Below are 14240 nucleotides of genomic sequence, written 5' to 3'. Positions count from 1 at the left end.
CAACCCACGCCAATCACCGAAACGGAGACTGACATCATGGACCTCGGCCTTACCGGAAAGACCGCGCTCATCACGGGCGGCGCGTCTGGGATCGGGCGCGCCACGGCGCGCCTGCTGCTGGACGAAGGCGCGCGCGTCATCCTCGTCGACCTGAACGGCGACAAGGTGGCCGACGCCGCCGAGGCGCTTGGAAAGGGGGCGCACGCGTTGCAGGCGGATCTGGGCGAGACCGACCAGGTCAAGGGCCTTGTCGAAACGGTACAGGAGCGCTTTACCCTGCCCGACATCGTCGTCTGCGCCGCCGGCGTGACCGGCGCCAAGGGCCATCCGCTCGAGATGACCGATGGCGATTGGGACGAAGCGTGGAATGTCGATTTCATGTCTGTCGTGCGAACCCTGCGCGGTTTCGTGCCACCGATGGAGAAAAAGGGATGGGGCCGGGTCGTCATCGTCTCCTCGGAAAACGCCGTACAGCCCTATGCCGACGAGGTCGTCTATAACGTTGCAAAGGCCGGGCTGCTGAATTTCGCCAAGGCGCTGAGCCGGGTCACCGCGGCCAGCGGTGTTCTGGTCAACACCGTGTCGCCGGCCTTTATCGAAACGCCGATGACCGATGGCATGATGGACAAGCGCGCCGAGGCCGAGGGCATTGGCCGTGACGAAGCCGTGAAGCGCTTTCTCGACGAAGAGCGCCCTTTTCTGGAACTCAAGCGCCGCGGCAAGCCCGAAGAGGTCGCCGCCGCCATCGCCTTTTTGTGCTCGGACCAGGCGAGTTTCGTCGTGGGGGCGAATTATCGCGTCGATGGCGGCTCGGTCGCGACAATGGCCGTCTGAGGCAGGCGACCCCCATCGCACGGGCACCAACCCCGCGTGCATCCGGCTCCCGCAATCCTGCGCGGCGCTGTGGCTGTCGCGCCGGGCCGGGCGGCCACGGGCCTTACATGGCCCCGCTGCAACCGGCCGGGAACCGCCCCCGGTTTCGGCGGTTGCCTCCTCAAGCAGAAGGATTGGATATCATGAGCACCGAGAAGATTGCCGTCGTTGCAGGCGGCACCGCAGGGGTCGGCCGCGCTACCGTCGACGCCCTTGTCGCCGAAGGCTACAAGGTGGGTGTCATCGCCCGCGGCCGCGACCGGCTGGCCGAGGTCGCCGATGCCTACGGCGCGCGCGTCATGACCTTGCCGGTCGATGTGGGCGATGCCCGCGAGATGACGCGTGCCGCCTCGGCCTTCGAAGAGGGTCTGGGCCCCATCGACGTCTGGATCAACTGCGCGATGCTCACCAGCTTTTCGCCTTTTGACAGGATGGCCCCAGAAGAGTTCGAACGCATCGTCGACACCACGTTCCTCGGCGTGGTGAACGGGACCCGCGCGGCCCTGTCGCTGATGAAGGCGCGCGGGGTCGGCAAGATCGTGACGGTGGGCTCCGGGCTGGGCTATCGCTCGGTGCCGTGGCAGTCGGCCTATTGTGCCTCGAAGCATGCGATCAACGGCTTTCTGTCGTCGGTCCGGTCCGAGTTGATCCATAACGGATCCGAGATCACCATCGGCGTCGTGCAACTGCCGGCGATCAACACGCCGCAATTCGACTGGGCCAAGAACCGGCTGGAAACACGACCGCAACCCGCGCCGCCGATCTACCAGCCCGAACTGGCCGCCCGCGCCGTGTTGCAGGCGGTCAGGGATGGCAATCGCGAGCTTCTGGTCGGGCAATCCGTGCTGCAACTGGTCTTTGGCGACATGGTCCTGCCGGACGTCATGGACCGTGTGCTGGCCCGTGCCGGTACCGAGCAGCAGAAATCGGACCGGCCAGATCCTGGTGATCGGCCCGACAATCTGCACCGCCCGGTCGAAAGCATCGGCGCAAACGCCCGCGGCAGCTACGGCGACAGCGCGCAGGACACCGGCCTGATCGTCGATGGCGACCAGGCGCGCATGGGCGTGTTCTTCGGCCTGCCGCTTGTGGCGCTCGGGCTCGGGCTCGCCGTTGGCTCGGCCATCGCCAAAACCCGTCTTCCCCGCTGATACGCCCATTCCGCGCCTCAGGAGAAATCCAATGTCCAAGCAATCCGCGATCCCCGGCCAGTCCCAGACTACGATGCCGGCCGATGAACACAAGATGCACCCCGCCCCCGACTACACGCCGCGCCATCGCGGTGTGGGCAAGCTGAAGGGCAAGCGCGCGATCATCACCGGCGGCGACAGCGGCATCGGTCGGGCCGTTGCCGTGCTGTTCGCCCGCGAGGGGGCCGATATCGGCATCATCTATTTGCAAGAGGACCAGGATGCCCAGGACACGCTGCGCCTGATCGAGAACGAAGGGACGCAAGGCCATGCCGTGCGCGCCGACATCGGAGATAGGACGCAGGCGTTCGACGCCGTCAACCACCTGGCCGACAAGCTGGGCGGTATCGACATTCTGGTCAACAATGCCGCGCAGCAATGGCTGGAGATGGACCTGCACGCGATCACCGAAGACCACCTGCGCCGCAGCTTCGACAGCAATGTCATGGGCTATTTCTTTTGCACGCAGGCCGCGATCGACCACATTCCCGAAGGCGGCAGCATCGTCAACACCGCATCGGTCAATGCGTTCAAGGGCAACGGAAAGCTGATAAGCTATTCCTCGACCCGCGGCGCGATCACCGCGTTCTCGCGCTCCATCGCGACGCAGCTGGTCGAGGACGGTATCCGCGTCAATTGTGTGGCGCCCGGCCCGATCTGGACGCCGTTCATCCCCGGCACGATGCCCGCCGAGATGGTCGAGGGGTTCGGCGAACACGTACCCATGGGGCGTCCCGGCCAGCCATGGGAGGTCGCGACCTCGTATCTTTTTCTGGCCTCCGATGACGGCGCCTATTTCACCGGCCAGACGCTGCACCCCAATGGCGGCGTGATCGTCGGATCCTGAGCGGTGGCATTGCAGGGCGACCGGCCCGAAAACCCGGTCATCTACCAGATCTATCCGCGGTCCTTCCGCGATACGTCGGGCACCGGCGAGGGCGACCTTCGCGGGGTCGTGGAGGGGCTCGATCACGTGGCGTCGCTGGGCGTCGACGCGATCTGGCTTTCGCCGTTCTTTCGCTCGCCGATGTGCGACGGGGGCTACGATGTCGCCGATCACTGCGCCGTGGACCCGCGATTTGGCACGATGCAGGATTTCGACGATCTTCTTGACCGTGCGCACGCGCTCGGGCTGCGGGTGATGGTCGATCTGGTGTTGAACCACACCTCGGACACCCATGACTGGTTCGCCAGATCGCTTGCGCGCGAAGAGGGGTATGAGGATGTCTATGTCTGGGCCGACCCCAAACCCGATGGCAGCCCGCCATCGAACTGGGTCTCGTTCTTCGGACACCCCGCCTGGCGCTGGCACCCGCAGCGTCGGCAATACTGTTTGACCAAGTTCCTGCCCTGTCAGCCCTGCCTCAACCATTACGACACCCGGGTCGGTCAGCGGCTGGGTGAGATCACGCGCTTCTGGCTCGATCGTGGTGTGGACGGGTTTCGCTACGACGCGGTCACCAGTTTCTTTCACGACCGCGCCTTCCGCGACAACCCGGCGGCCACCGACGCGCAAGCCGCGCTGATCCCCGGGCCGTCGAGCAACCCCTTTACGTATCAGTCCCATCGCCACGACGTCATGCCCAAGGATTGCGCCGCGTTCTGCACCCGCCTGCGCGAGATGGCCGGACCGGCTGCGTTCCTGCTGGGCGAGGTGAACAACGGCCCCCGCTCGATCGAGGTGCTGCGCGACGTCACGGCAGACGGACGCCTCGATGCGGCCTACACCGTCGATCTGCCCGAGCGCGGCCCGACGCAAGAGGTCCTGGCCGATGTCCTGACCCGACTGGACGGCGATGGGGGGCTGGCGTGGTGGCTGTCCTGCCACGACCAGCCGCGCCACGTCTCGGCCCATGGCGATGGCACGGCGCGGGACGCCAAACTTTTCGCCACGCTGCTCTGCGCCTTGCCGGGACCGCTGCTGATGTTTCAGGGCGAGGAACTGGGGCAGCCTCAGGCAAAGCTGGGCTTGGACGACCTCCATGATCCCTATGACCGGATGTACTGGCCCCAGCCTATGGGTCGTGACGGCGCCCGCGCGCCGATGGCTTGGGACGCCACGCTGCCCCGCTGCGGGTTCAGCGGCAACCGTCCGTGGCTGCCCATCCACCCCCCCGAGGATGGGGGCGCGGCCCAGCAGGCGGAAAACCCCGGTTCGGTCCTGTCCTTTTACAAACAGGCGCTTGCCTTGCGCCGCGCCCATGCGCTGTCGGGTGGCAGGATGAGCCTGCTTGATGCCCCGGACGGAACGATCCGGGCGCGGATCGAGACGGGCGACGCGCGTCTGCTGCTGGCCGTCAACCTGCGCGACAGCGACTGGACACCCGAGGTCGCGCCCACCGCCCCCTGCGCGTCGATCCTGCAGAGCGCCCCGCCGGGACCGGGCGGCGCCCTGGCGCCGCGCAGCGCCGCGTGGTGGCTGGAACCGGCGGACGGGCGGACGGGTTGACCCCGCAAAACGGAGCCCGCCACATGCAACCCATTCTCGATGAAGTCCTGACCCTTACCGCGCTGCCGTGGCAGGTGGTCCTGTTGCGGCTGGCCGGCGCGCTGGTTCTGTGCGGCCTGATCGGCCTGGAACGGGAGTCGCGCAAACGCCCGGCGGGTCTGCGCACGCATATGCTCGTGGGGCTGGCCGCATCGCTTTACTGCCTGATCATGCTCGAGGTTCTGGACGGGGCCGACGAATACACCGACCGCGTCGCGATGGACCCGCTGCGCCTGATCGAGGCGGTGACCAGCGGCGTGGCGTTTCTGGCGGCCGGAATGATCATCTTCAACGGCGGCAAGGTGAAGGGTCTGACCACCGGGGCCAGCCTTTGGCTGGCGGCCGCCATCGGGCTGAGCGCGGGGTTCGGCTTCTGGTTCATGGCGGGTGCCACCACGCTCCTTGCGTTGGTCATCATTCGCCTTGTCAAGCTCGGTGAGGATCACGCGCACAGCAGCCCCGAAGAGGACCGCCGCAAGCTGTAGCGCATTTTTTCCGGAACCCGAGCAGACCGGGGACGTTTTCAACCCAAGGGTCAGTCCACGAGGAGCCAGATGCCCAATTCCTTTTCACGTCGTGCCGTTTTGCAGGCTGCCGGGGCAAGTGGCGTGGCCGCCGCGATCGGGCTTCCCGCCATTCCGCGCCATGCCTTCGCCCAATCCGACACACGTCCCTGGGCCATCCTGACCGACACGCAGGCACGCTGGCTTGCGGCCGCCTGCGACGTGTTCATCCCCGAGGACGAGTTTCCCTCGGCTAGCCAGGCCGGTGTGGTCGATTTCATCGACCTGCAGATGGCCACGGGTTATGGCCGCGGCGAAGGTCTGTACCTGCAAGCGCCGTTCTACGACGGCACGCCGCAACAGGGCTGGCAGATCGACATGACACCGGCCGAGCTGCTGCTGGGGGGCATCGACGCACTGACCACCGAAACCACCCCGATTTTCGATCTGGATGCGCGCGGCCGCGCAGACCTTGTCCAGGCACTGTCGGAACGGCGCCAGCCCATCGGCGGCGACATGCCCGCAACCGATTTCTTCACCCTGCTGCACAGCCTCACGAACGAGGGCTATTTCGCCGACCCGATCTATCTGGGCAATCATGACTATGCGGGATGGCGCATGGTCGGCTTTCCCGGCGCTCATGCCTACTATCTCGACCGGGTGGACGATCACCGCCCCTCGGCCCCGCCCCCGCCCGACTGGGCATCGCCCATCAGCGCCGTGGCCGCGCCACCCCGCCACGCCCCATTCCGACCGGAGGGACGCGCGATGGCTGATCGGCGCTTGCCCAAAACGGATGTCGTCATCGTCGGCGGCGGGTGGACCGGGCTGACGGCCGCTTACGAGCTCGCCCATGCCGGTCAGCGCTGCGTCGTGCTGGAACGCGGCCATCATCGCCACGATGCGACCCATTTCGCCGGCCCGGCAGAGCATGACGAACTGAAATACGCGCTGCGTTACGGCCATATGCAGGACGTGAAGAAGGAAACGCTGACCTTCCGCAACCGCCGCGATCAGCGTGCGCTGCCGATGCGGCGGCTGGGTTCCTTCCTGCCCGGCACGGGACTGGGGGGCGCCGGCATCCACTGGAATGGCCAGATCTGGCGGCCCCTGCCCTCGGACCTGGAAATGCGCAGTCACTACGAGGCCCGCTATGGCGCGCAGTTCATCCCCGAAGACCTGAGCATTCAGGACTGGGGCGTGAGCTATGACGAGTTGGAGCCGCATTTCGACTTCTTCGAGAAGATTTGCGGCGCGGCGGGGTATGCCGGCAACCTGAACGGCGAAACCCGCGCAGGCGGCAACCCGTTCGAAGGCGTCCGTGCCAATGACTACCCCAACCCCGCCATGCGGCAGCCGATCTCGAATACGCTCTTCGGCCAGGCGGCAGAACGGTTGGGCTACAACCCCTTCCCGATGCCGTCGGCCAATGTCACGGCGGCCTACGAAAACCCCTATGGTGCGCAGCTGCACCCCTGCCCCTATTGCGGCTTTTGCGAACGTTTCGGCTGTGGCTACATGGCCAAGGCCGATCCCATCATCTGTGTCTACGACCGCATCAAGGATCACGAGAATTTCGAGATCCGCTTCGATGCGCAGGTGCTGCGCGTGACCAAGTCGAACGACGGTCGGACAGCCACCGGCGTCGTCTATCTCGACGAGGACGGACTGGAGGTGTTCCAGCCGGCCGACACGGTCTGTCTCAACGCCTATGCGCTGTGGAACGTTCACCTGATGCTGGTCTCGGAACTGGGTCGGCCCTACGACCCCGAGACGCGGCAAGGCACGGTGGGCCGAAACTACAGCTATCAGACGATTGCGGCCGTCGATGCCTTTTTCGACGACAGCGTGCAGACCGATCCCTTCATGGGGGCGGGCGCGCTCGGGGTCGTGGTGGATGATTTCAACGGCGACAATTTCGACCATGCCGAGCTGGGCTTCGTGGGCGGTGGTTATATCGCCTGCAAACAGTATCACGGGCGGCCGATAAGCTATCAGCCGGTGCCCGAGGGTACGCCGCCCTGGGGGGCCGAGTGGAAACGCGCAGTGCGCGAGAGCTATGCGCGCCATGCCGATCTGGTGATCCACGGATCCAGCATGTCGACACCCGAGAACTACCTCGATCTCGACCCGACCTGGACCGACGCCTATGGGCGGCCGCTCCTGCGCATGACCTTCAACTTCCCGCAGAACGATCGGCGCATGTCGGACTATGTCATGACCCGCGCCGTCGAGATCGCGCAGGAGATGGACAACGTCACCTCGGTCTCGAGCGTGAACCTCGCCGCCGAGGGCAACGACTATTCCATCGTGCCCTACCAGACGACCCACAATGTCGGCGGGGCGGTGATCGGCACCGATCCGCAGACCAGTGTCGTCAACCGCTATGGCCAGATGTGGGATCATCACAACGTCTTCGTCTTCGGCGCGTGTCTGTTTCCGCAGAACCTGGGTTACAACCCCACCGGTCCGCTCATGGGGCTCGCGTATTGGACGCTCGAGCACATGAAACGCGACTACCTCCCCAACCCGCGCCCCCTGATGGACGCCTGAGAAAGGATCGCCATGTCGACGCGCAAGACTGTCATGATCACCGGAGCCGCCACCGCCCTCGCCGCAGCGATGGCCGTGCCAATGCTGACCAATGCACAGGATTACGCCGCCGATCCTGCCATTTCCGAGCTTGAAGCCATGCTCGTCGACGACCGATCGCGCTTTCGTATCGAGGTCGAGCGCGACGTCACCGACGACCTTCTGGAACTCGGACGGCTGGTCGCCATGGGCGGCTCGCAGGCCGGTGGGTCGGGGATGGCCTGCATCGCCTGTCACGGCGTCGAGGGCGAGGGCGACGGCTCGGGCGCCTTTCCACGGCTTGCCGGGCAATCGGGCTGGTATCTCTACAAGCAACTGATCGACTACGCCTCGGGCGCGCGCCCGAACGACGTGATGAGCAGCGTCGCCGAACGTCTGACCGAACATGAAATGGAGGCCGTGTCGGCCTATTATGCGGCCATCGATGCGCCTTACGCCCCGGTGATGGGCGATATCGACCCCGGCATGCTGCAATGGGGCGGTCAACTGGGCGCGGTGGGCTCGGCCGAACGGGGCATCCCGGCTTGCGTGAATTGCCACGGCCCCTCGGGCACGGGCATGCCCCCCTCGGTGCCCTATCTGGCCGGCCAATACGCCAATTACATGACGCATCAGTTGCAACTCTGGGCCGATGGGGTGCGCGACAACGACGCCATGAACGTGATGTCCGCCATCGCCGACAAGATGACCGAAGAGGACATGCGCGCCGTGTCGGAATACTACGCCCGCGTCCGTCCGGCCGAGCGCGGCGAGGCCGAGATCGCCATCGAAGTCGACATGACCGCCCGGACCGAGTGACCCCCTGTGAGACGCCTCCGCACATACGCCATAGTGCTGGCCTTGATCGTGCTGTCGGTGATCGCGATGAGCTGGGCCGCGATGCGTCCCGGCGACGGCATGTGGCGCGCCCTGGCCGACACCGTGGACCAGACCGCCGCCGATCTGGCGCAATGGTATCGCGACGGTCCGGGTGACGGCCATCCCGACTGGGACGGCGCGGCAATCCGGATCTATGGCGCGAATGCCGATCGCGGCGCCCGCGCGATGATCGCCCATGGCTGCGGTGCCTGCCACACGATCCCCGGCGTGACCGGAGCGCGCGGCTCGGTCGGGCCGCATCTGGGCGGGTTCGCGGACCGCGCCTATGTCGCCGGGGTGTTGCCGAACACCCCCGACGGGCTGGTGCGCTGGCTCGTGAACCCGGTGGTCCACGCCCCCAGAACCGCGATGCCCGACCTCGGCGTGACCGAGGCGCAAGCGCGCGACATGGCGGCCTATCTCTATACGCTCAGGGGGCGCTGATGGACGAGGAGTTCGATATCCTCGGGGGGCGCACCCTGCGCGAGGCGCTGGGTCTCGAAGCCGAGGCACCCCTGCAGCCGGTCCCGCGCCCGGACACGGCGCAAGAGGCGCTCGCGGCTCTGGGCGAGCGATCGGCCCTCGACATCTTCGGCTCTCAATCCAGCCTGACCGTCGCGGGGTTGGGCGCGGATCGCATCTATGACCTCACCCTGTGGATGACGATCGGGTTCGGCCTGGTCTTCGTGGCTGTAATGGGCCTTGTCTGGCTGGCCTGGGCGCGTCACCGTCCCGCAGGGCACTGGTGGGTCTGGTCGGGCGGGATCGTCCTGCCGCTGGTGGCGATCATGACGCTGATGCTGGCCTCGACCGCGGCGCTGGTCGCCACCACCCGAGACCACCCCGACGCCCTGGTGATCGAGGTCACCGGCCACCAGTTCTGGTGGGATGTCGTCTATGACCCCCAGGGCATCGCCCTGCGAGATGCGAACGAACTGATCCTGCCGGTCGGCCAGCCCGTGACGCTGCGGCTACGCTCGGCGGATGTGATCCATTCCTTCTGGGTCCCGTCGATCGCGGGCAAGATGGACATGATCCCCGGGCGCGTGAACGAGCTGACGATCACCGCGACCGAAACCGGCCAGTTCCGCGGCCAATGCGCCGAGTTCTGCGGCCTGTCGCACCCGTTGATGGCCTTCGAGGTGACGGTGCTGCCCGCCGAGGCCTTCGCTCAGTGGCTGTGGGACACTCAAGGCGAGGCCCGTGATGCCGCCCGCCCCGACCTGCTGGCGGGACGCGACGTGTTCCTCGCGGCGGGCTGCGCCGCCTGCCACGAGATCCGCGGCGTCGCCGAGGGCGGGCGTCTGGGGCCGGATCTCACGCGGCTGGGCTCTCGTGCCTCGCTCGGGGCCGGCATGTGGCGGATGAACCAGGGCAATGTCGCGGGCTGGATTGCCGATGTGCAGGACATGAAACCGGGTGCGCAGATGCCCTCTTACAACCATCTGAGCGGCCCGGATCTGCGTAACCTTTCCGCTTATCTGGTGAGCCTGCGATGACCGACATTCCCCATGACACCGGCCGCGACAGTGACGTCGTCCCGCAACCCGAGGCGCAGGAGCCGGCCTATGACCGCGCGCCCAAGGGCGCGCAGGGCAAGGATTTCGAGGCCATCTGGGCGCAACCGCCGGGCTGGCGGGTCATCAGCTCGGTCTCGCACCGGGTCGTCGGCAAGCGGTTCCTGATCACCGGTTTCATCTTCTTCCTGATCGCAGGGGTGTTCGCCCTGCTGGTGCGGCTGCAACTGCTGGTGCCGGAAAACACCTTTCTGGACAGCGAAACCTACAACCAGCTTTTCACGATGCATGGAACGATCATGATGTTCCTCTTCGCGATCCCGATGCTGGAGGGGTTTGCCGTCTACCTCATCCCGCTGATGATCGGGGCGCGCGACCTTGTGTTTCCACGGCTCGGCGCCTTCGGCTACTGGTGCTACCTCTTCGGCGGAATCATCGTGCTGTCGTCCTTTCTGTTCGATGCGGCGCCCGCGGGCGGCTGGTTCATGTATGTGCCGCTGTCGACCAGCGCCTACACCGAGGGGCTGTCGGCCGATTTCTGGCTGATCGGGATCACATTGGCCGAAATCGCCAGCGTGACCGCCGCCGTCGAGATCATCGCTGCGATCCTGTGTTCGCGCGCGCCGGGCATGACGCTGACGCGCATGCCGATCCTGATGTGGTATTTCCTTGCCGCCGCCTTCATGATCGCGGTCGCCTTTCCGCCGCTGATCATCGGCTCGATCCTGCTCGAGGCCGAGCGGCTGTTGAACCTGCCCTTCTTCGATGTCGCTCTGGGTGGCGATCCGCTGTTGTGGCAGCACCTTTTCTGGCTGTTCGGCCACCCCGAGGTCTACATCATCTTCCTGCCGGCGGCCGGCATGGTCGCCACGATGCTGCCGGTCTTCGTGGGAAAGCCGCTGTTCGGCTACGGGTTCGCGGTGGCGGCCATCGTGACCATGGCCTTTCTCAGCTTTGGCCTGTGGGCGCATCACATGTTCGCCACGGGCCTGCCGGAAATGTCGCTGACCCTTTTCTCGGCGGCCTCGACCATGGTGGCGGTGCCGACGGGCGTGCAGATCTTCTGCTTCATCGCCACGCTGACCCTGGGAAAACCGCGGCTGACGGTGCCGATGCTGTTCATCCTGGGCTTCCTCTTCATATTCGTGCTTGGCGGGCTGACGGGTGTCATGCTTGCGGCCGTGCCCTTCAACCTTCAGGCCCATGACAGCTACTTCGTGGTGGCGCATCTGCATTACGTGCTGATCGGCGGGTTCGTCTTTCCGATGTTCGGCGCCCTCTATTACTGGGTGCCGCATTTCACCGGCCGCATGATGTCCGAGACCTTGGGCAGATGGGTTTTCTGGCTCATGTTCGCGGGCTTCAATCTGGCATTCTTCATGATGCACCTGACGGGTATGCGGGGCATGCCGCGGCGGGTGGCGACCTATCCCGCCGATATCGGATGGGACCGGCTGAACATGCTGTCGACGGTCGGTGCCTTCATCCTTGCCGCCGGGATCGCCGTCTTCATCTGGGATTTCTTCCGCCACCAGCGCGTGGGCAAGCCGGCCGGCCGGAACCCTTGGGGCGCGGCCACGCTGGAATGGCTCTATGCGCCCGCCCCACCGGGCTACAATTTCCGCGCCATTCCGCGCGTCACCTCGCGAGAACCGCTCTGGGATCAGCCCGAGCTGACCGAGAGACCGGCCGCCGAGGTCGACGGGGCCTTGCGCCGCTACCCCGACCATCGCCGCGAGACGCTGGGCTGCGACCCGATCAGCGGCGAGCCGATCCAGATCCTGCGCTTGCCGCACCCGACCTGGTTTCCGCTGCTTTCGGCCACCGGCCTGGCCATTCTGTTCGCCGCCACGCTGGCCGGGGTCTACTGGCTGTGCGGTGTCGGCGCGCTGATTGCCCTTGTCGGCATCACCGGGTGGGTGTGGGAACCCTCGGACAGCGGCGTCGCCCGCGACATCGGCCTCGAGGGGCTGCGTCTGCCGGTCAATGCCGTGGACAAACGCAGCCATCTGCATGTGGGCCTCATCGGGACGAACCTGATCCTGTCCGCCCTGTACGCGTCGCTGCTGTTCGCCGGTCTCTACCTGTGGAACACGCAGCCCGTCTCGGCCGAACAGACACAGCGCCCCGAGCGCATCTTCGCCCTTATGTCCCTGGGACTGGGCGTGATCGCTTTCGCGCTGAGCTGGATGACCGGTCGGGCCGCCGCGCGCGCGCAACTGTGGATGAGCGGCGCCTTGAACCTGTTGCTTGCCACCATCTTGGGCGCCCTTGCCTACACCATGGCCCGCGCACTCTTGCCGGTTGACCCCTGGAGCACCGCCTTTGCCGCCGTGGGCTGGGCCATGGGCGCCTTCCTGGCGGCGGTGTTCGGCGTCGCGCTGTACTGGGCCCTGTTCAATGCCCTTCGCAAGGCAGTGGGGGCCGTTCACCCCAGCCAGGGCCTGCCCGACCTGTTGCTGGGCAGCTATGGCAAGGTCGTATCGGTCATGGCGCTGGTGACGGCCGGCGCGTTCCTTGTCGCGGGGACGCCGCAATGACCCGCGCCAGCCTGTCGATATTCGGCCCCGTACTGATCTGGGCCCTGCAATTCGCAGCCGTCTACGCGCTGATTTCGGCGGCCTGCGCGCCCCGGGGCCTGCTCGAGGCCGACACGATGGCCGCGATCGTGGCGCTGCTGACGGGCCTTGCCGGCATTGGTTGCCTGGCCTTCCTGATCAGCGCCCGACGCCGCCGTCGGCGTGCCGAGGCGTTGGCGCTTGCACAGGCTGCCTGGTGGTCGGCGCTGATCTCGCTTCTGGCTGTCTTCGCCAATGCCTGGCCGATCGCAGTGCTGCCGGGATGCACGGGCTGAGCCAATGGAGGACACGATGGACACATACATTCCCTTTTGCGGTGCCCCGCCCCTGCCCGCCGAACTGTGGTCGCGCTGGACCCTGGAGCCCACGCTTCTGATCGGGTTGGCGCTCGTCTGGGTCCTGGGGTGGCGCATTGCCGAAAACCGCCTCCGCTTTGCGATGGCCTGGGGTCTTGTGACGGTTCTGTTCGTCTCGCCGCTCTGCGCCGCCTCGATCGCGCTGTTCTCGGCACGGGTGGGCCAGCATATCCTTCTGACGCTGGTGGCGGCGCCGCTCCTGGCCGCAGCGCTGCCCCGCCTGCGCTGGCCGCCCCTGCCTTTCGCGGCGCTGTTCGCCGGTCTGTTCTGGGTCTGGCATGCGCCTGCGCCCTACCAGGCGACGCTGGAAAGCGATGGCGCCTATTGGGCGATGCATATCAGCCTGTTCGCCGCTGCGACGCTGCTTTTTGCAACCATGCGTGCGCGCCCCGAGCGCGCGTTGCCCGCCGCGGCGCTGACGGGCGCGCAGCTGACGCTCTACGCCACCCTTCTGACGCTGGCCCCGGCCGCCTGGCATGGGTGGCACATCGCCACGACACCGCCCTATGGCCTCACGGCCCTGGCGGATCAGCAGCTGGCCGGTGCCTTGATGTGGGTCGCGGGCGGGGCCTTGTTCCTGACCTCGATCGCCAACCTCACCTTGCGGTTCTTCCGCGACACCCACCCCGACCGTCCGACCTCGTGAAGGAGAAGCCCCATGCAAGACGACACCCCGTTCCAGATGTCCCGGCGCGACCTTCTGCAGTTGATCGGCATGGCCGGCGGCGCCAGCGCGATGATGGGCGCGATGACGGCGATGGGCCATGCCCTGCCCTCGCCCTACGACGGGCCGCCCGACCTGCAAGGCGCGCCCCAGGGGGCACGGGTCCTGATCCTGGGCGCGGGCCTTGCGGGGATGACGGCCGCCTACGAGTTGCGCAATGCCGGCTACGACGTTCAGATCCTCGAGTATCAGCGCCGCGCCGGCGGACGCTGCTGGACCCTTGGCGCGAATGACGAGGTCGAGGAACTGGGCGGCTACCGGCAGACGGCGAATTTCGCACAGGGCCAGTACATCAATATCGGGCCGTGGCGCATTCCGCATCATCACCGGGCCGTTCTGGATTATTGCCGCCGCCTGAACGTGCCGCTCGAGGTGTTCGTGCAGGAAAACCAGAACGCCTATGTGCATTCGATCCGCGCCTTCGATGGCCGGCCACAGCGCTATCACAAGATCTGGGCCGACTATGTCGGTGGCATCAGCGAAATGCTTGCCAAGGGCGTGAACCAGGGCGCGTTCAGCGATCAGATCACGCAAGAGGACGCCGAGATGGTGCTGGAAAG

At 66.3% G+C, this 14240-nt stretch carries 12 protein-coding genes and 1 pseudogene; all 13 read left to right on the top strand.

From position 1 onward, the window contains the following. Positions 1 to 36 precede the first annotated feature (36 nt). Positions 37 to 834 (top strand): SDR family NAD(P)-dependent oxidoreductase, encoded by a 798-nt coding sequence (locus ROSELON_RS13060; RefSeq protein WP_025312800.1) that lies wholly within the window; start codon positions 37 to 39, stop codon positions 832 to 834. A gap of 182 nt (positions 835 to 1016) precedes the next feature. Beyond that, on the top strand, positions 1017 to 2024 hold the full coding sequence (locus ROSELON_RS13055) for an SDR family oxidoreductase (protein WP_025312799.1): 1008 nt from the start codon (positions 1017 to 1019) through the stop codon (positions 2022 to 2024). 31 nt (positions 2025 to 2055) lie between these two features. Next, on the top strand, positions 2056 to 2910 hold the full coding sequence (locus tag ROSELON_RS13050; protein WP_025312798.1) for an SDR family oxidoreductase: 855 nt from the start codon (positions 2056 to 2058) through the stop codon (positions 2908 to 2910). Positions 2911 to 2913: 3 nt separating this feature from the next. Continuing rightward, positions 2914 to 4512 (top strand): alpha-amylase family glycosyl hydrolase, encoded by a 1599-nt coding sequence (locus tag ROSELON_RS13045; RefSeq protein ID WP_025312797.1) that lies wholly within the window; start codon positions 2914 to 2916, stop codon positions 4510 to 4512. Positions 4513 to 4535: 23 nt separating this feature from the next. After that, the gene (locus tag ROSELON_RS13040) at positions 4536 to 5036 is read left to right on the top strand and encodes an MgtC/SapB family protein (RefSeq protein WP_025312796.1); all 501 of its coding nucleotides are present in this window, start codon (positions 4536 to 4538) and stop codon (positions 5034 to 5036) included. A 69-nt stretch (positions 5037 to 5105) separates the two neighbouring features. After that, positions 5106 to 7607: a GMC family oxidoreductase gene (locus tag ROSELON_RS13035; protein WP_084613788.1), complete on the top strand. Its 2502-nt coding sequence runs from the start codon at positions 5106 to 5108 to the stop codon at positions 7605 to 7607. A gap of 12 nt (positions 7608 to 7619) precedes the next feature. Continuing rightward, positions 7620 to 8444 (top strand): c-type cytochrome, encoded by an 825-nt coding sequence (locus tag ROSELON_RS13030; protein ID WP_245605347.1) that lies wholly within the window; start codon positions 7620 to 7622, stop codon positions 8442 to 8444. Between the two features lie 6 nt (positions 8445 to 8450). After that, positions 8451 to 8948, top strand: a complete 498-nt coding sequence (locus ROSELON_RS13025; protein ID WP_084613786.1) for a c-type cytochrome — start codon at positions 8451 to 8453, stop codon at positions 8946 to 8948. Further along, the gene (coxB, locus tag ROSELON_RS13020; protein WP_025312792.1) at positions 8948 to 10003 is read left to right on the top strand and encodes a cytochrome c oxidase subunit II; all 1056 of its coding nucleotides are present in this window, start codon (positions 8948 to 8950) and stop codon (positions 10001 to 10003) included. The genes ROSELON_RS13025 and coxB overlap by 1 nt, the downstream gene beginning before the upstream one ends. Beyond that, positions 10000 to 12561, top strand: a complete 2562-nt coding sequence (gene ctaD, locus ROSELON_RS13015) for a cytochrome c oxidase subunit I (protein ID WP_025312791.1) — start codon at positions 10000 to 10002, stop codon at positions 12559 to 12561. Before coxB ends, ctaD begins: the two co-directional genes overlap by 4 nt. Continuing rightward, positions 12558 to 12875, top strand: a complete 318-nt coding sequence (locus ROSELON_RS13010) for a hypothetical protein (protein ID WP_025312790.1) — start codon at positions 12558 to 12560, stop codon at positions 12873 to 12875. Before ctaD ends, ROSELON_RS13010 begins: the two co-directional genes overlap by 4 nt. A 16-nt stretch (positions 12876 to 12891) precedes the next feature. Continuing rightward, positions 12892 to 13602 (top strand): cytochrome c oxidase assembly protein, encoded by a 711-nt coding sequence (locus ROSELON_RS13005; RefSeq protein ID WP_025312789.1) that lies wholly within the window; start codon positions 12892 to 12894, stop codon positions 13600 to 13602. A 12-nt stretch (positions 13603 to 13614) separates the two neighbouring features. After that, positions 13615 to 14142, top strand: a pseudogene (locus ROSELON_RS19095) (FAD-dependent oxidoreductase); the annotation flags it as partial. Positions 14143 to 14240: the final 98 nt, after the last annotated feature.

The organism is Roseibacterium elongatum DSM 19469, assembly GCF_000590925.1.
Classification (GTDB): domain Bacteria; phylum Pseudomonadota; class Alphaproteobacteria; order Rhodobacterales; family Rhodobacteraceae; genus Roseibacterium; species Roseibacterium elongatum.
This window is presented reverse-complemented; position numbering and strand designations above follow the sequence as displayed.

Coding starts and splice junctions, on each gene's coding strand:
- ROSELON_RS13040 (WP_025312796.1), top strand. CDS start 4,536: ATGCAACCCATTCTCGATGAAGTCCTGACCCTTACCGCGCTGCCGTGG.
- ROSELON_RS13010 (WP_025312790.1), top strand. CDS start 12,558: ATGACCCGCGCCAGCCTGTCGATATTCGGCCCCGTACTGATCTGGGCC.
- ROSELON_RS13005 (WP_025312789.1), top strand. CDS start 12,892: ATGGACACATACATTCCCTTTTGCGGTGCCCCGCCCCTGCCCGCCGAA.
- ROSELON_RS13035 (WP_084613788.1), top strand. CDS start 5,106: ATGCCCAATTCCTTTTCACGTCGTGCCGTTTTGCAGGCTGCCGGGGCA.
- ROSELON_RS13060 (WP_025312800.1), top strand. CDS start 37: ATGGACCTCGGCCTTACCGGAAAGACCGCGCTCATCACGGGCGGCGCG.
- ROSELON_RS13030 (WP_245605347.1), top strand. CDS start 7,620: ATGTCGACGCGCAAGACTGTCATGATCACCGGAGCCGCCACCGCCCTC.
- coxB (WP_025312792.1), top strand. CDS start 8,948: ATGGACGAGGAGTTCGATATCCTCGGGGGGCGCACCCTGCGCGAGGCG.
- ctaD (WP_025312791.1), top strand. CDS start 10,000: ATGACCGACATTCCCCATGACACCGGCCGCGACAGTGACGTCGTCCCG.
- ROSELON_RS13055 (WP_025312799.1), top strand. CDS start 1,017: ATGAGCACCGAGAAGATTGCCGTCGTTGCAGGCGGCACCGCAGGGGTC.
- ROSELON_RS13050 (WP_025312798.1), top strand. CDS start 2,056: ATGTCCAAGCAATCCGCGATCCCCGGCCAGTCCCAGACTACGATGCCG.